We start from the raw sequence: 15944 nt of genomic DNA on the forward strand, positions 1-15944 counted from the left end.
GGGCGGTGACCATTCGGCGTGTGGCTGAGCTGCCGGAGCCCCCGGTCGTGGCCGGCGGGGGGCCCCCGGCCGGGGAGGGTCAGTCCTCCCGGCCGCGCCGCCCGCGGCGCATGCCGTCGAGTCGTTCGTCCCATTCCCTGGAGTAGGAGTCCTGCAGCTCCTCCAGATCCCGCTTGAACGTGCTCAGCAGCGACTCGTCGGGGGTGGCCACGCCCGCCAGCCGCTCCTGGGTCCGCCGCTCGTGGTCCTCCTGCGCGGCCCGTACGGCCGCCACGACCTCGCGGCCCAGCTCCTCCGGGTCCAGCCGCATGGCGCGGGCGCTGATCCTCACCTCGACCGGCCGGCTGTCGGCGTCCACCCGGGCGGACACCGTCCCGGCCCGGTTCTCCCCCTGTCCCGTCAGCTCGCGCAGGTCGCGCATGGCCAGCTCGAGCTCGCGCATCGAGCGCTCGCTCTCCCGCACGAGCCGGTCGAGTTCCTGGAAGCGGGGGTCTCCGAACGGAGGCTGGTTGTGGTCCATGGCATCACGCCATCGACCTACGGTTAACGAGCGGGGACCGGCGGCTGACCGATCCGCCAACTGATCATTAAGTTTGCCGCGAAGCGGTGATCTCGGGCGGCGAAACAGGAAGAATTCGTACATGTGACAGTACAAGCACCCATGGCGCCCGGTACGCAGATCCACGTCACCTCCGAGGCGATCCTCTACATCCGTGGACGGGTCGACAAAGAGCTGAAGGGGCATGTGGAGTTCCTCCGGAGCCTGGCCGGAACGCTCGACGTCGACGGGGCCGGCTTCGGCCTCTGCGGTGAGTGGGTGTTGGGCGACACCTACCGCGGCGTGTGCCGCCAGGCCGACGAGGTGCTGCTGCAGGCCGAGCAGGCGGTCGAGAGCTGGGTGGAGGCGCTGACCGTGTGCGAGCGGAACTGGCGGGCAGCCGAGGACCACAGCATCGTGAAGTCCCGCTGACATGGGACCCTTCGCCAGCTCCGCCTACGGTCCTCTGCCCGTTCTGGGCGAGTACAGCCCATACCCGCGGCCCCCGGTCGAGCCGGTCGGGCCCAGGGTGCTGGAGGCGCTGAAGGCGCTCGGCAAGATCTCCCTCTGGCTGCTGCCCGGCGTCGCCATCGCGAGCACCGCCATCGCCAACGAACCCGGCATGGCGCAGGCGGCGGCCAACTGGAAGAGCGGGATGGCCGCCCGCATGGACGGCGGCGTGAAGCAGCTGCTGTCGCAGCTGGCCAGCGCGCAGAAGAACAGCTGGATAGCCGCCGACAGGGGGGAGTACGAGCGGGTCCTGTGGATGTTCGACACGGAGATGGAGGCGCTCCGCAGTGCCTTCACGCAGATCGGCGGCATGATCGACGAGGTGGCGGCGGGCTACCGGGGCTACTGGCTCAAACTGGCCGCCACGGCTGGAGGCTGCGTCACCGCCCTGCTGACCGCCAAACTCCTCCAGCGGATGCCGCACACGGCGGCCGCCGGCATGCTGTACGAGAAGATCATCGCCACGGCCACCAACGGGGCGGTGGCCGTGTTCACCCTTCTCCTGCGAGGGGGGATGCAGGCGGCGGGCGACATCCTCGGCACCATGATGAAGAAGGACCACCAGTTCGGCTACGTCTTTCCCGGCGCCGGCGCGGCCGTGAACTTCAAGCAGGCCACCATCGACACCAAGCTCTACCCGTCGTACCAGGAACCGACCAGGCCGGGCGAGCTGCCCCCTGGTTACCAGAACTTCGACTGGGTGGCGCCCGGGAAGTAGTCGCAGTCTTGGAGTGCGACCTTCAGTGGCATCGGGCAAATGGTGCAGCTACTCTGAAATGCCATGATCGTACGAGTGGGGTTGGCTGCCCTCTTCCTCCTGGGCAGCGCCGCCGCCCCCGCGGTGGCGGCGCCGCTCCCGCAGGCCAAAGCGGTCGTGCGACAGGACGCAGCCCCTGAGCGATGCACACCGGAGGCCGGAACCGGCAAGATCAGCCAGTCATGGGCCCTCCGGCGACTGGACTTCACCAGGGTGTGGGGGCTGACGAGGGGCGAGGGCGTCACGGTCGCGGTCATCGACAGCGGCGTGGACATACATCACCCGCAACTGGCCGTCAGCAAGCAGGACGACCTGACCGGCACGGGACACCGTGACTGCGTCGGGCACGGCACGGCCGTCGCCGGGATCATCGCGGCCCGGCCCAGGACCGGCGTCCCGTTCTACGGCATAGCACCCGGCGTCCGGCTCATCTCCATCAAGCAGGCCAACAGCACCACCGGCGACGTGGGGCTCCTGGCCAAGGGCATCGTCAAGGCCGCCGAGCTGGGCGTCGACGTGATCAACATCTCCATGCAGACGTCCGACCAGCCGGACCTGAAGGCGGCGGTGCAGTACGCGCTGTCCCAGGACATCGTCGTGGTGGCGGCCGCGGGCAACGTCAACCCGGGCGAGAAGTCACCGCGCATCTACCCCGCGGCGTACGAGGGAGTGCTGTCGGTCGGTTCGGTCACCGAGGACGGCAGGCGGTCGGACTTCTCCAACGCCCAGGGCAAGGTCTCGGTGCTGGCCCCGGGCCAGAACCTGGTCACCACCTGGACGGGCGGCCTCTACAGGACGGAGCAGGAGGGCACCAGCTTCGCCGCACCGTACGTGGCCGGGGTCGCGGCCCTGGTGCGCGCCCGGTATCCGCGGCTGACCCAGGAGCAGGTGCGCTGGCGCATCGAGAGGACGGCGGACGGCGCTCTCGGCAACGGCACCGGGGCCGGGGTGGTCAACCCCTGGCTCGCGGTCACTCAGGTGCTGGTGTCGGAGGAGCTCGCGCTGGCCCAGCCCGAGCCCGCGCCGCTGCCGGCGGACGTGGTGACCAAGGCGCCACCGGTCGACCAGCGGGCCATCACGATGGCGAGCTCCGTGGCCGTCGGCGCCCTCGTGCTGGCGGGTCTCACCGTGGCGGGGCGGGTGTTCGGCCCCAGGGGCAGGAGACGCGGATGGCGCGCGGGCTAGCGCCGGCCATGACACCGTGATCACGATCTGAGGGAAGGAGCCGCTCGGTGGTGGTGCTCGATGTTCACTACAAAGCCCTGGAGGAGTGCGGCAGAGCCGCCTACAGGCTGGCCAAGGACTTCGACCGGGCCTACGGCGAGTTGAAGCCGGCCGCGGAGACCGACGCCGCCAAGCTCTTCGGCAAGCTCGACGGCGCCGCGGCCCTCGTCGGCCAGATCAAGAAGGTCGACGAAGAGACCATCAAGAAGGAGTTCGGCGAGGCCGCCGAGCGGTTGCGGGCGGTGGAGAAGGCGCTGGACAAGGTCGAGCAGAACGTCAAGGAAGCCGACACGCCGTGATCGCCAGTTCGGTCATCCGAGAGTTGTCCGGCGGCGCCAGGCTGACCGACATCATCGACAAGGTGGACGGCGACCCCACGGCCGTCCAGAACGTCGCCAACCGCTGGCGCAACGCCGGTGCCACGGCCCTCGACTACGTCGGCGGGGTCGGCAACGCGGTGACGAAGGTCGACAACGCCTGGCAGGGCCCCTCCTCCGAGGCGTTCGTGTCGTACATGGGCAAGTTCCGCCGGGCGGGCGAGGGAGTCGACGACGGGCTCGTCGCGTGCGCGTCCGCCCTGGAGAAGGTGGCCGACGACCTGCGTACGGCCCAGCGCGAGATCGACGCCATCGCCGGCCGCCTCCTGGACGACGCGGGCGCCTACCAGCGGCGGTTCTACAAGCAGAATCCCGACGGCACCCAGGCACAGCTCGACAAGGCCATCGCCAAGCTCGCCGATGACGCCGCCGACGAGGCCGAGCCGAAGCTCAAGCCGGTCCACGACGAGATCTCCAGAGCGGCCACGACCATCGGGGCCAGGATCGGCGACGCGAAGATCTACAGCTTCTCCGACTTCAAGGCGCCGACGCCGGAGCAGTTCGCCGCGACCGCGAACGGCTGGCTGCGCACGCCCGGCTACCAGGCGGACGGCGGTTCGGGCGGTTCGGGCGGTTCGGGCGGTTCGGGCGGTTCGGGCGGTTCGGGCGGCTCCGGCGGAGGCCAGGGCGGCGCCGGCGCGGCGGGCGCGCACGGCGAGCCGGGCTACGAGTACGGCGGCACCTCCGCCAACGGCGGCACCCCCGCGCCCAAGGCGCAGGTCGTCGACTGGATCAAGGAAGCGCTGAAGATCATCACGTCGCCCGAGATGGCCGACGTCCTCGCCCAGCGCGGCATCGACGTCAGCGATCTCGACCCGAACGATCCCACGGACATCCAGCGGATCTGGACCGTCATCCATCACGAGTCGGGGGGCAACCCCAACGCCATCAACAACTGGGACATCAACGCCAAGAACGGCGTGCCGTCACAGGGGCTGATGCAGACGATCCCGCCCACGTTCAACGCCCACAAGCTGCCCGGCCACAACGAGATCCTCAACCCGGTGGACAACATCATCGCCGGGGTGCTCCACACCTACAGCCGCTACGGCAACCTGGCGAACCACCCCGGCATCGAGTCCGTGGAGCACGGCGGTCCCTACCGTCCCTACTGACCCTCCTCGGTCGTGTGGAAGGCGCTCTGGGTGAGCCGGGTGCCCGTCCGCCTCTCGACGAAGTACCCGCGGCCCGCGGGCAGCGGGTGTGGCCTGATGTTGCCGAACACCTGGCCCTCGTCCTTGTTGCCCGACATGACCAGGGCCGGGCTCGCCATGTCCTTCAGCTTCGTGATGACCGGGTCGAACATGGCCCGGCCCAGCCCGCCCATCTGCCGGGCCAGCACCAGGTGCAGCCCGATGTCGCGGGCCTGCGGAAGCAGCTCGGCCAGCGGCTGCAGCGGGTTGGAGGAGGTGGCCACGAGGTCGTAGTCGTCGACCACGATGTACAGGTCCGACCCCTGCCACCAGTTGCGCGACCTGAGCTGTTCCGGGGTCAGGTCGGCCGGGGGCAGTCGCTTGAGCAGAGCCGCCTTGGCGTCGTTGATCAGCGCCGCGGCGGCCGTGCTCGACGCGGCGTAGCCGATGCGGTGGTCGGTGACGGCCGAGTCCAGCAATGACCTGCGGTAGTCGATCACGATCATCATGGCCTCGTGCGGTGTCTGCCGGGCCACCAGGCCCTCGCAGATGAGGCGCAGCAGGTTGGACTTGCCGCTCTCCGTGTCGCCGACCACCACGAAGTGCGGGTCCACGTCGAAGTCGAGCAGCACCGGCGACAGGGTGTTCTCGTCGATCCCGATGGGAATCCGCTTGCCCGTCTGGTCGGGTCCGGGCAGCTGCGCGGCCGGCAGGATGGCGGGCAGCAGCCGCACGGGCGGAGCCACCGGCCCCGTCCAGGCCTCCCTGACCGCGTCGGCCAGCGCGCGCAGGCCGTCGGCCAGGTCGTCGGCGCTCTGCACGCCGTCGATGCGCGGCAGCGCCGTCAGGAAGTGCATCCCCTCCTTGGTCAGTCCCCGGCCGGGAGCGCCCTCGGGCACGGCGAGTGCGGCCTTCCTGTTGACCTCGGACTCGTAGGCGTCGCCGAGCTTCAGCTCGACCCTGGTGCCGAACAGGTCGCGGATGCTCGCCCGGAACTCCGACCACTTGTTCGTGGCGGCCATCACGTGGATGCCGTAGCCGAGGCCGCGGGCCGCCAGATCGGTGATCACCGGCTCCAGCGCCTCGAACTCCTGCCGGATCGTCAGCCAGCCGTCCACGACCAGGAAGACGTCACCCCAGCCGTCGCCATCGATCTGCCCGCTCGCCAGCAGCTTGCGGTAGGAGGCGATCGAGTCGACGCCCAGCTCGGCGAAGGTCCGCTCGCGGTCCTGGAGGATGCCGGCGATCTCGGCCACGGTCCGCCGTACCCGGTCGCCGTCGAGGCGGCTGGCCACGCCTCCCACGTGCGGCAGGCCCTCCAGCGCCGCCAGCGACCCGCCGCCGAAGTCCAGGCAGTAGAACTGCACCTGGCGGGGTGTGTGGAGGAGCGCCATGCTGGTGATCAGAGTGCGCAGCACGGTGCTCTTGCCGCTCTGCGTGCCGCCCGCGACGCCGACGTGCCCGGCCGCTCCGGACAGGTCCACCCAGTAGGGGTCGCGGCGCTGCTCGAACGGCTTGTCGATGATGCCGACGACCGCGCACATCCGGCCGCGGCCCTCCCAGCCGGTGGTGGACAGGCCGTGCTCGGGCGTGACCGACAGCGGGGGCAGCAGGTGACCGACCAGGGGCGGCTCGCCCAGCGGCGGCAGCCAGATGGGGTGCGCGGGCGGTCCCTGGCCCTGCAGCCGGCCGACCACGACGTCGAGGAGGCTCGTCTGGGAGGAAGGCTCCTCGGCCGGGGCCTTCTCCTCGGGGGCCTCCTCCACGGCGGGCAGGGGGACGTACGCCGGGCCGTACTCCACGATGTTGTCGCTCGGGCCCCCGCCGCCGCTGCCCGCTGCGAGGTGCTGGGCGGGGGCGTACGGCCCGGACACGTAGGCTGCCTTGAACCTGGTCATACCCGTGGTGTCGAACTTCAGGAACGCGTTGCCCGGCGCGGAGGGCAGCTCGTAGGCGTCCGCCACACCCAGCACCACGCGGCTCTCCATGGCCGAGAAGGTGCGCAGGCCGATCCGGTAGGACAGGTGCGTGTCCAGGCCGCGCAGCCGGCCCTCCTCCAGACGCTGCGAGGCCAGCAGCAGGTGCACCCCGAGCGATCGGCCCAGCCGGCCGATCATCACGAACAGCTCGATGAACTCGGGTTTCGCGGTCAGCAGCTCGCTGAACTCGTCGAGGACGACGAACAGCGTCGGCATCGGGGCCAGATCGACGCCCTGCTCGCGGGCCCGCTCGTAGTCGCGCAGCGAGGCGTAGTTGCCCGCCGCGCGCAGCAGCTCCTGCCTCCTGACCATCTCGCCGTGCAGGGCGTCGTGCATGCGGTCGACCAGGGGAAGCTCGTCGGCCAGGTTGGTGATGACCGCCGAGACGTGCGGGAGCGCATCCAGGCCGAGGAACGTCGCGCCGCCCTTGAAGTCGACGAGGACGAAGTTGAGAATCTCCGAGGAGTGGGTGACGGCCAGCCCGAGGACCAGGGTGCGCAGCAGCTCGCTCTTGCCCGAGCCGGTCGCGCCGATGACCAGGCCGTGCGGTCCCATGCCGCCCTGCGCCGACTCCTTGATGTCCAGCTCGACCACGCGGCCGTCGGCGCCGAGCCCGATGGGTACGCGCAGCCGGTTGCGCCCCGCCCTCGACCGCCAGGTCACGGCCGGGTCGAGTCGGGTCGGGTCGCCGACGCCGAGCAGGTCCGTCAGAGTGGTGTTGACGGCGAGCACGTCTTGGGTCTCGCCGCCCGCCGTGGACAGCCGCAGCGGCGCGAGCTGCCTGGCCAGGCCCTCGGCCCGCGCGTAGTCGAGCGCGTCGGGGTCGCCCAGCCGCGTCCGCTGCTCCTTGCCCGCGTGGTCGATCTTGACCATGTGGAAGCCGTCGTGCTGGATGTCGAGCCGCAGCATGATCCGTTCCTCGACGTGCCCCGCGGCATCGGACAGGTCGATCACGGTGAGTCCCTGGATGGCGTCCCCGCCGATCTGCGACTCGTGCGGCACGTGCCCGCCGTCGATGATCACGACGTGGTACGGCAGCGCGTCCGCGGGCGCGCCGGGCTTGAACCGGGCGCGTTCCTTGAGTTCGCCGCCGACCAGCCTGTCGAGGGCCGAAAGGTCGTCCGACAGAAGGCGCACGGGGCCTGCCGCGTCGACCTCCTCCGGATGCAGGGCGTGCGGCAGCCACTTGACCCAGTCCCAGTGGGGCATCGAGTCCTCGCCGGCGCACACCATGATCCGCATATCGTCCGGCGAGTGGAACACCGCGAGCTGGCAGACCATCGCCCTGACGAGCGACCGCATGGCCGCGAGATCACCGCTCAGCTTGATGCGGGCGAACGAGCCGAGCGCCACCGCGACGGGCAGCCGTGACACCGTCGAGTGGGCCCTGACGAATCTGCGCAACGCTCCTGCCGTCAGCGCGTCCAGGTCCTCGACCGGTTTGGAGTCCGGCGGCACCAGCTGGACGGCCAGCTTCTGCACGCCGGTGCCCAGCCGTGCGGTGCTGAAGTCCTCGTCGCGCGGCCTGCGCTCCCACAGGCGCGGGCCCATCGCCACCCACCACAGCGAGTCGGGGGCGGGCCCACTCCACTCCAGGGCCTCGCGCTGCTGCTTCGCGGCGCTGCGGGCCTTCCTGCGGATCTGCCCCAGATAGCGGAAGAAGTCGCGCCGCTGGTTGTTGAGCCGGTTCTTGCGGTCGCTCGACTGGCGGCCCATCTGACCGAGCGTCATGCCCACCATCGAGAAGGCGAACAGGCCGCTCGCCACGTACATGAGGGGGTTGCCGTTGCCGCCCGCGGTGAACATCAGCCCCATGGCGGCGCCGCCCGCGACCATCGGCAGGTAGGTGAGGACCCCCATGAAGCCCTGGCTCTGCACCTCGGGGATCTCCGGTGGAGACTCCAGCAGCACCTCGCCGCGCGGCGGCTTGGGCGGTGGGCGGCGTTCGGGACGGCGCACGATGACGATTCCCACCGGATGGGCCTCCTGGTGTTCCGCGATGACTTTCTCGCCTGGCACTCGAGAATGAGGTGCGCCCGATATGTTTCCATAAGTGACCACACGGGGTTGTGGGAAAGGGGAGCAGTGAGGCAACAGCCGGGACCGGGCGCGCAGGGGGCGGTGCAGGGCCCCTTCATGCCCAGGCCGACGCACGCGGGGCCGATGCCCCCTGGTCCGGTGCCGCCCGGAGCCGTTCCCCCTGGGGCCGTCCCGCCCGGAGGCGTTCCCCCCGGTGCCGTTCCGCCCGGAGGCGTTCCCCCTGGGGCCGTTCCGCCCGGAGGCGTTCCCCCTGGAGCGCTGCCGCCGGGAGGGCTCCCGCCGGGGCAGGGACCCCACGGTCCCGTCCCTCTGCCCCCGCAGGGACCCATGGGCCTGGGCCATCCCCCGTCCGGACCGGCGCGGCAGGGAGCGTTGCCGCAGGTCTCGGCGCCGCTGCCGCCGCTCTGTCATGTCACCGTCGTCGCGCCGCGCAAGCGGGCCGACCTCGCGCTGCCCGCGGACATCCCGCTGCCCAACGTCCTGCCCGGCCTGCTGCGCGCGGTCGGCGAGGTGGACGGCGACGCGGCTGCGGGGCCCGGCTGGGTGCTGCAGCGGCTCGGAGGGCAGCCCTTCGACCTCGGCCAGAGCCTCGGCGCCGTGGGCGTGCTCGACGGCGAGGTGCTGTACCTGCGGCCGCGCGACGCGATCCTGCCGCCCGCGCTGTTCGACGACGTGGCCGACGTGGTCGCCACCGGCGTGAAGGATGGCGGCGGCGAGTGGCTGTCGTCCCACACCCGGCGGTTCGGCCTCGGCGCGGCCTGCACCCTCCTGGCGGCGGGGGCACTGGCCCTGATGCTCTCGCGGGCGCCGTGGCCGCTGACCGTCATCGTGGCGGGGGTTTTCGCGCTGCTGCTCGTCGCGACGGGCACGATCATGTCGCGGGCGATGGGCCAGGCGGGCTCCGGTGCCCCCATGGGCTACGCCGCGCTGCCGTACGCGTTCCTCACCGGCCTGCTGTTCCCGGTCGGCGATGCCGGGTTCGGCGCCGCCGGGGTCCCGAGCCTGCTGGCGGCCTTCGCGTGCACGGCGCTGGTCGCCACGTTCGGCGGCACGCTGATCGCCGACGGCAGCCCGGGCTTCCTCGGGGTGGCCATCGCCTCGGTCGCCGGGGTGGTGATGACCGCCGTCCTGATGTTCTCGGCCCTGCCCGCCGCCGGGGTCGCGGCGATGACCGTCACCGTGCTGCTGGCCTTCACCCCGCTCATCCCGACGCTGGCGTTCCGCCTGGCGGGGGTGCCGCTGCCGAGCATGCCGACGACGGCGGACGAGCTGCGCAGCGACAACCAGCAGCTCGACGCGGTGGGCGTCAGGGAGCGCACCGGCCGGGCCAGGCGCTACGTGACGGGGATGGTGGCGGGCATCACGCTGACGGCAGTGATCGCCCAGATCTTCCTCGTGGTGGACGGCGGGATGCTGGCGAGGATCATGTCGGTGGTGATCTCGCTGACGCTGCTGATGCGCGCCCGGGTCTTCAGCGGTTTCGGCGCCCGGCTGTGGCTCAACATCGCGGGCCTGGCCGGGCTGACCGTGCTGGCGGTCTCGATGAGCCTGGGCACCGGCGGAGTCACCGGGGCGCTCGTGGCCACCGGGTTGCTGTGGCTCGCGCTGATGGCGGCCGGCATCGGCGTCTGGCTGCAGACGAGCAAGCCCTCGCCGTTCTGGGGGAGGGCGGGCGACATCGTGGACCTCATCCTGATCGGCGGCCTGTTCCCGCTGGCGCTGGGGGTTCTCGAGGTGTACGCGTGGGTCCGCGGCCTGTCCGGCTGAGGTACCCGTTGTCGAAGGAGGGTCAGTGGACGACTACCAGAACTTCCCCGGGATCGACGTCGACAGGCTGCTGAAGATCGCTGAGCAGCAGGTGGCGCAGGCCGAGGAGGCGCAGAAGGCGCTGTCCGCCGTCGTCGGGCGGGCCAGCGACGCGGACAACCTCGTGCACGTCGAGTTCGGCGGGCAAGGACTGCGGGAGCTGGAGCTGCGGCCCAAGGCGATGCGGCTGGGCTCCGAGGAGCTGGCCGAGAAGATCAAGGCCACCATCCAGGCGGCCGTCGCCGACCACCAGGCACGCGTCGAGGAGGCGATGGTGGAGGTCTACGGCGAGGAGGACAACCCGATGCGCCTCGTCAAGGACCCGGACGCCGCCCTGGACCGGCTGCGGAGCGCGGAAGCGGCCTATAACCGAACTTTCGACAGCGTTATGGGCGAGTTAACGGCAATCAGCCGTCGTCTGGATCTTTGACCGTAAACCTGCCCTGGATGGGGTCAACGGTGCTAAATTGCCGGGTGAAGCTCTTGTGTCAGAACACCGCTGTTGCCCGCCTCTGTTGCGGCTGTGGTGAAGCTAGAGAACGCGGAGGAACGCGATGGATCTCCAGGGCTACGGGGCAAACGACGAGCAGATCCAACAGGCGCAGATCCGTGTCGTCCAGACCATTGAATGGATCATGGGCATGCGGAAGGGCGTCAAGCAGGAGGTGGACGAGCTGACCGTGGCGGCCTGGCGGGGCGCCGCGTCAGGCAAGTTCAAGACGGCGATGGACAACTGGGACGCGCAGGCGGGCAAGATCGAGGCCGACCTGCGGCGCATCGCCGACGCCATGGGGGCCAACGCGCAGACCTACGCGCAGGTGCGCGGTGAGGTCGAGCAGGCCATGAACCGGGTGGACATGCTCATCAACACGGGCGCCTCCGGCGACCGCTACGCGCAGTAAGGAGACCGTCATGTCGCAGGTTTACGCCAACTGGCCGCTGATGGAAGCGGCGGTGGGCCAGCTCGCCAAGGTGGTCACCGACCTCAGCACGGAGACCGACCAGATGATCACGGACCTCTCCAAGATCCTCGGTGAGGCGTGGGAGGGTGGCGCCAAGGGCGACTTCATCGACAACCAGGAGATGTGGAACAAGTCCGAGGCTGAAATGCGCCGGCAGCTCGGCGAGGCGGCCGCAGCGGTGCAGACCGCCAAGGAGAACTACATGGCCGCAGAAGCCAGGAACCGGGCGAGCTGGACCAGGTAGCACATCTTGACAGGCGGGCCGACTGCCGGGCAGGGCCCGCCGGCGCTTTTCGGGGAGGAGCATGACCAGCAAAGACGCCATGGAGAGCGGCCAGGACGAGCTCTACGTCGATCCTGACTGGCCCGGGCTCAAGGTCGACAAGGACGTCCTCTTCTACGACGTCGAGAAGCTGCGCGGATTCGCCGGCGAACTCGAAACGCTGCTCACCACGCTCAAGAGCGGATCGGGCACGGTCGAGACGGTGCGGGGCATCCAGCTCGGCGAGGCCGAGATCGGCAAGTGGAAGGCCGCCAGCGACCTGGCGCACAGCGTCGGAAACACCGGAGGCGGTCAGGCTCCCCGAGGAGCCGCCGGGCTCGCCCACGTCTACGGACTCATGGTCAAGGGCATCGAGGACGTCGCGAAAGCGCTGCGCTCGCATGCCGACACCTACGAGAAGTACGACCCGGACGGGGTCCGGCCGAAGTCCTGAGGGGAAGGCAAGTCGTGGCCAAGTCGGAGTTGCTCCTCATCAGGGACGCGTCGCGCATCCCCGAGGACGGGCCGGTCGCCGCTCCACGCGAGCAGATCAAGGCGTGGCTGGAGAGCACCTCGCCTGGTGAGGTGACGAAGGCGGGGCAGACCTTCGCGGACGCGGAGCAGGCGGTGCGCAAGGCCGCCGAGGAACTGCCCAAGATCGCCAAGCGGCTGGCGGCCGAGTGGGGCGGCGAGACGTCGCCGCACGTGCAGAAGGCCCTGCAGATGCTCAACGCCACCGGACTCGAGCTCGCCTCCGCCATGGGGCTGATGTCCACGTCGCTGAGCCTGTACGGGAACGAATACCTCCCCCAGGCGCGCCAGAAGATCGCCGCGATACCTGCCGAGAAGCCCGCCGGCACGGAGGAGAACACCGGCGGCGGGACCACCGGGATTCCGCGCTCCGAGACCGGGGAGGACCGCGACCCCGACAAGGAGGCGCAGAAGGTCCTGCAGGACCTCAACAAGCGCATCGTCGATCTGTGGGCGATGTACATCCCCCAGCACGTGTTCTACGAGGTGCCCGAGGTGGACATCCCCTCGGACACCGGGGGGCCGAAGCAGGGCCCTGATCTGACCATCACGCCGTTCGGCGCGGGCCTCGGCGGATCGTCAGGGGGCGGCGGCTCGTACAGCGGAGGCGGATTCGACGGCGGCGGGACCTCGGCCGGGCACGACGGCTCCAGCGGCCCCGGCGCCACGGTCGGCGGTTCGTCGGACGCCCGCGACCCGGGCGGCTCCCCCGACGCCCGCGACCCGCAGAACCCCGGAACCGGGCAGGACGGGCAGAACCCCGGGAACGGCCAGGACAGCCCGAACGGGCAGGACGGCTCGCAGCCGGGCGACCGCGGCGACGGCACGGACGGCACGCCCGGAACGGACACGCCGGGCACCGGCCAGGACCAGCAGCCCTCCGGCCGGGACGACGGGCAGGGTGACGCGCGAGGGGACAGGGAGACCACTCCCGCGGTGATCGGCAAGGACCCGGACCCGCGCAGCACGGACTCCGCCTCCTACTTCCCGCAGCACCAGCCGCTCACGGCCATCAGCACCCCCATCACCACGCCCACCACCCAGTACTCGCCCAACCTCGTCGTGGGCGGGCAGCCGCAGGCGCTGCAGCCCGGATACGGCGTGCCGTCCGTGCTCGGCGGTCCCCAGTACGGCGCGGCGGCGTCCGCCTCCTCGGCCGTCCCGCGCGGGACGGCGAGCGGCATGGGCATGATCCCGCCGGTGCTGGGCGGAGCGGGCGCCGACGGCGGCGGTGAGGAGTACACCACGGACCTGCGCGAGGACCGCAACCCGTTCGCGGTCCAGCTCGACGTGACCACGCCGACGGTGGGGGAGAGGGCCTAGATGGCGACCGACCCGTCGCAGCAGCTCAGCCAGCAGCTCCTGCGGCAGGGCATGCCGCAGCCGTCCTCCATGGTGTCGTTCACCGAGGACGAGATCGCCAAGAGCGGGGGCAGGATCGAAGGCGACCGCGAGCACATGTCCGGTCTCCTGCATCGCACCGGCACCATCACGCTCGGGTTCACAGGCGCCAGCGGCTACGGCCTGAACAATTCGCACGACACGATGCGCGACCAGAAGACCGACACCTACAACGTCGCCCGCCAGGTGCTGAAGTCCTGGTACGACGCGTTCCAGGTCGCCGATGCCCGGTACGTGGCGGCCGAGGACGAGAGCAAGAAGGCCGCCGAAGGTCTGGGCGGCGACATCCCGCAGGTGGGCGCTCCCGGTCTGGGCGGGCTCGGCACGGGCGGGCTCGGTGCGGGCGGGCTCGGCGCGGGCGGTATGCCGGGGATCGACCCGGCGGGTCTGAAGACGCCGGGCCTCGGCATGCCGGGCGGCGTGGATCCGCGGCTGAACGATCCCGGCTTGGGAACGCCCGACATCAAGCAGCCGGACCTGAACAACCCCGACCTCAAGCAGCCGGATCTGAAGACCCCGGATCTGCAGCAGCCCGATCTCGACCAGCCGGACCTGAACAGCCCCGACCTCAACCAGCCGGATCTGAAGACCCCGGATCTGCAGCAGCCGGACCTCGACCAGCCGGACCTGAAGAGTCCCGAGCTCACCACCCCGGGCCTCGACCAGAACGGGCTGGACCCGAGCAAGACCTCGCTCGCGGACTACCAGCCGTCCGTACCGTCGATCCCCTCGACACAACTGCCCGGTGGCGGGGTGACCGATCCCGGCAGGGCCACTGTCGGATACGGCACACCGGGCGGCGGATACACCGGCACCGGATCAGGCGGCCTCAGCGGCGTCGGAGCGGGCGCCGCCGGGATGAACAACGTCGCCCGGGCCCTCGCGGGACCCGGCGCCGGCGGCATGCCGATGATGCCCATGATGCCGGGCGGCATGGCGGGCGGCCGGGCAGAGGAGAAGGAGAAGTCCGACTCCACGGCGCTGCGCGCGGACGAGGCCGTGTGGGAGGGCGACGAGGACATCGCGCCCGCCGTGCTGAGCCACGAGGACGTGTGACATGGCCGAGGAGGAGAGCACCGGAGCCAAGGAGCGGTACATCACCGCCTCGACCGTCGCGGCGGGCGCCTCATTGATCATTCGCCGCCCGCTGGCCTTCTCCATCGCCGCGATGCTCGCCGCGATGATCTGCGACCCGGACGACTTCGCGAAGGCCGTCAACGCGTGGAAGACGAGGGTGGCCGGTGGCGTCACGGACGAGCTGGACAAGGTCAAGGAGGACATCCCCAAGCTGCTCGACTACCTCAAGAAAGAGGTCAAGTGGGAGGGCGAAACCTTCCAGATGGTCGAGAAGGTCATGGCCGACTTCGTGGCGGAGTGCGAGAACGACGCCAAGCAGCGTGACGGCGTCGGCGACGGATGCCGTTCCGCCAAGGACCTCTACAACGCGCTGTCCTACGTCGCCGCGGCCGTGGGTGCGCTCATGGTGGCCTGGGCGGGCTTCATGGCGGTGGCCACCGTGTCGTTGTGGGGCCGAGCCGCCGCCGAGGTGGCGGTGACACCGGCGCTGGGCCAGACGGCCAACACCACCCGCGGCGCCATGACCAAGGCGCTGATGTTCGCGGGCGCGCTCAGCATGCTGTTCATGGGCGTCACGCAGCTCAGCGCCAAACAGCAGGCCAAGCTCCAGCAGCTTCAGGCGTCGGCGGACTTCTCGCAGCTGGGCCTGGGCAACGACAAGGCGACCGGTATGATGACGCCCAAGGTCATCATGAGCGACCAGATGAAGAAGATGATGGGCGGCAGCGGGACAGGCGCAGGCGCAGGCGTGGCCACCTGAGCCCGGTCCTCACACGGCGCGCAGCTCCTCGACCGCGTGACGGGCGGTGGCGGCGTCCACCTCGGGACAGCTGTAGCCCTGGGCGATGACATGCGCGCACAGCTCCTCGTCGGGGCGGATCTGGTGCTCCTCGAGGTAGTAGGTGACGGTGTCGGTCCAGATCCAGGTGCCGTCGGTGCGGAAGCTGAGCGGCACCACCTGGCCACGCGAGGGGTCGATCCGGTCGATGTCCGTGCCGGTGGTCGACAGGACCGGGGTGCCCGCCCGCAGGTAGGCGGCCAGGCGCGGATCGACCACCCGCGGGTGGTCGGGCAGGAAGTACGGCACCCCGTCACGCGCGCCGTCGAACACCCTGGCCACCGACATCGCGGGCATGATCTGCAGGTAGCCGTTGCTCCACCCGCGCACCCCGTCGAACGCTTCCTCCAACGTCCAGCCGCGGGCGGAGGCCCTCCTCTCCAGCATCGACCGGATCTCTGCCGAGCTGAACTCCAGCTCCCCGTCAGGATGCCGGCTGATCGTGCCGAGCACCTCGCCCGACCTGACTTCCCGTACCTTCAGCGTGCTCATCTTCCCGTGCGCTCCCG

Annotated in this window: 16 protein-coding genes; 13 read left to right on the forward strand and 3 right to left on the reverse strand. The window is 70.5% G+C overall.

Features of this window, described 5'->3' with window-relative positions; genetic code table 11:
- Positions 1–79: 79 nt before the first annotated feature.
- Positions 80–520 carry a YbaB/EbfC family nucleoid-associated protein gene (locus ABZS51_RS14725; RefSeq protein ID WP_355440279.1) on the reverse strand — a complete coding sequence of 147 codons (441 nt, stop codon included), beginning with the start codon at positions 518–520 and terminating at the stop codon, positions 80–82.
- A 141-nt stretch (positions 521–661) separates the two neighbouring features.
- Here ABZS51_RS14725 and ABZS51_RS14730 point away from each other — a divergent pair, with 141 nt between their 5' ends.
- From ABZS51_RS14730 to ABZS51_RS14750, 5 genes are all read left to right on the forward strand, one after another.
- Positions 662–970, forward strand: a complete 309-nt coding sequence (locus ABZS51_RS14730; protein ID WP_355440282.1) for a hypothetical protein — start codon at positions 662–664, stop codon at positions 968–970.
- A gap of 1 nt (position 971) precedes the next feature.
- Positions 972–1766: a hypothetical protein gene (locus ABZS51_RS14735; protein WP_355440285.1), complete on the forward strand. Its 795-nt coding sequence runs from the start codon at positions 972–974 to the stop codon at positions 1764–1766.
- 63 nt (positions 1767–1829) lie between these two features.
- Positions 1830–2990 (forward strand): type VII secretion-associated serine protease mycosin, encoded by a 1161-nt coding sequence (gene mycP / locus ABZS51_RS14740; RefSeq protein WP_355440288.1) that lies wholly within the window; start codon positions 1830–1832, stop codon positions 2988–2990.
- A 50-nt stretch (positions 2991–3040) separates the two neighbouring features.
- Positions 3041–3328, forward strand: coding sequence for a hypothetical protein (locus ABZS51_RS14745; protein WP_355440291.1), 288 nt, complete (start codon positions 3041–3043; stop codon positions 3326–3328).
- Positions 3325–4521 carry a transglycosylase SLT domain-containing protein gene (locus tag ABZS51_RS14750; protein ID WP_355440294.1) on the forward strand — a complete coding sequence of 399 codons (1197 nt, stop codon included), beginning with the start codon at positions 3325–3327 and terminating at the stop codon, positions 4519–4521. The genes ABZS51_RS14745 and ABZS51_RS14750 overlap by 4 nt, the downstream gene beginning before the upstream one ends.
- On the opposite strand, the gene eccCa is transcribed toward ABZS51_RS14750, so the two are convergent.
- Complete coding sequence (gene eccCa / locus ABZS51_RS14755; RefSeq protein WP_355440297.1) at positions 4515–8492, reverse strand: type VII secretion protein EccCa; 3978 nt, start codon at positions 8490–8492, stop codon at positions 4515–4517. The genes ABZS51_RS14750 and eccCa overlap by 7 nt on opposite strands.
- A 438-nt stretch (positions 8493–8930) precedes the next feature.
- On the opposite strand from eccCa, the gene eccD reads away from it, so the two are divergent.
- The 8 genes from eccD to ABZS51_RS14795 all read left to right on the forward strand — a co-directional run bounded on the left by eccD (position 8931) and on the right by ABZS51_RS14795 (position 15357).
- Complete coding sequence (eccD, locus tag ABZS51_RS14760; protein ID WP_355440300.1) at positions 8931–10325, forward strand: type VII secretion integral membrane protein EccD; 1395 nt, start codon at positions 8931–8933, stop codon at positions 10323–10325.
- Between the two features lie 25 nt (positions 10326–10350).
- Entirely contained in the window at positions 10351–10794 is a 444-nt protein-coding gene (locus tag ABZS51_RS14765; protein ID WP_355440303.1) for a YbaB/EbfC family nucleoid-associated protein, read from the forward strand.
- A 124-nt stretch (positions 10795–10918) separates the two neighbouring features.
- Positions 10919–11266, forward strand: a complete 348-nt coding sequence (locus ABZS51_RS14770) for a WXG100 family type VII secretion target (RefSeq protein ID WP_310708284.1) — start codon at positions 10919–10921, stop codon at positions 11264–11266.
- A 10-nt stretch (positions 11267–11276) separates the two neighbouring features.
- Positions 11277–11570, forward strand: a complete 294-nt coding sequence (locus ABZS51_RS14775) for a WXG100 family type VII secretion target (protein WP_310708283.1) — start codon at positions 11277–11279, stop codon at positions 11568–11570.
- Positions 11571–11631: 61 nt separating this feature from the next.
- Positions 11632–12042: a hypothetical protein gene (locus ABZS51_RS14780; RefSeq protein WP_355440307.1), complete on the forward strand. Its 411-nt coding sequence runs from the start codon at positions 11632–11634 to the stop codon at positions 12040–12042.
- Positions 12043–12056: 14 nt separating this feature from the next.
- On the forward strand, positions 12057–13442 hold the full coding sequence (locus ABZS51_RS14785; protein WP_355440310.1) for a hypothetical protein: 1386 nt from the start codon (positions 12057–12059) through the stop codon (positions 13440–13442).
- Entirely contained in the window at positions 13443–14576 is a 1134-nt protein-coding gene (locus tag ABZS51_RS14790) for a hypothetical protein (protein WP_355440313.1), read from the forward strand. It begins immediately after the preceding gene.
- A 1-nt stretch (position 14577) separates the two neighbouring features.
- Positions 14578–15357, forward strand: a complete 780-nt coding sequence (locus tag ABZS51_RS14795; protein ID WP_355440316.1) for a hypothetical protein — start codon at positions 14578–14580, stop codon at positions 15355–15357.
- Positions 15358–15366: 9 nt separating this feature from the next.
- On the opposite strand, the gene ABZS51_RS14800 is transcribed toward ABZS51_RS14795, so the two are convergent.
- On the reverse strand, positions 15367–15927 hold the full coding sequence (locus tag ABZS51_RS14800) for a hypothetical protein (RefSeq protein ID WP_355440319.1): 561 nt from the start codon (positions 15925–15927) through the stop codon (positions 15367–15369).
- Positions 15928–15944: the final 17 nt, after the last annotated feature.

Origin of the sequence: Nonomuraea sp. NPDC005501 (assembly GCF_040605905.1) — a bacterium.
Classification (GTDB): Bacteria; Actinomycetota; Actinomycetes; order Streptosporangiales; family Streptosporangiaceae; genus Nonomuraea.

Excerpts from the sequence above, each read along its gene's own strand:
- ABZS51_RS14725 (WP_355440279.1), bottom strand. The coding sequence starts at position 520 with ATGGACCACAACCAGCCTCCGTTCGGAGACCCCCGCTTCCAGGAACTC.
- ABZS51_RS14730 (WP_355440282.1), top strand. The coding sequence starts at position 662 with ATGGCGCCCGGTACGCAGATCCACGTCACCTCCGAGGCGATCCTCTAC.
- ABZS51_RS14735 (WP_355440285.1), top strand. The coding sequence starts at position 972 with ATGGGACCCTTCGCCAGCTCCGCCTACGGTCCTCTGCCCGTTCTGGGC.
- mycP (WP_355440288.1), top strand. The coding sequence starts at position 1,830 with ATGATCGTACGAGTGGGGTTGGCTGCCCTCTTCCTCCTGGGCAGCGCC.
- ABZS51_RS14770 (WP_310708284.1), top strand. The coding sequence starts at position 10,919 with ATGGATCTCCAGGGCTACGGGGCAAACGACGAGCAGATCCAACAGGCG.
- ABZS51_RS14775 (WP_310708283.1), top strand. The coding sequence starts at position 11,277 with ATGTCGCAGGTTTACGCCAACTGGCCGCTGATGGAAGCGGCGGTGGGC.
- ABZS51_RS14780 (WP_355440307.1), top strand. The coding sequence starts at position 11,632 with ATGACCAGCAAAGACGCCATGGAGAGCGGCCAGGACGAGCTCTACGTC.
- ABZS51_RS14790 (WP_355440313.1), top strand. The coding sequence starts at position 13,443 with ATGGCGACCGACCCGTCGCAGCAGCTCAGCCAGCAGCTCCTGCGGCAG.
- ABZS51_RS14795 (WP_355440316.1), top strand. The coding sequence starts at position 14,578 with ATGGCCGAGGAGGAGAGCACCGGAGCCAAGGAGCGGTACATCACCGCC.
- ABZS51_RS14800 (WP_355440319.1), bottom strand. The coding sequence starts at position 15,927 with ATGAGCACGCTGAAGGTACGGGAAGTCAGGTCGGGCGAGGTGCTCGGC.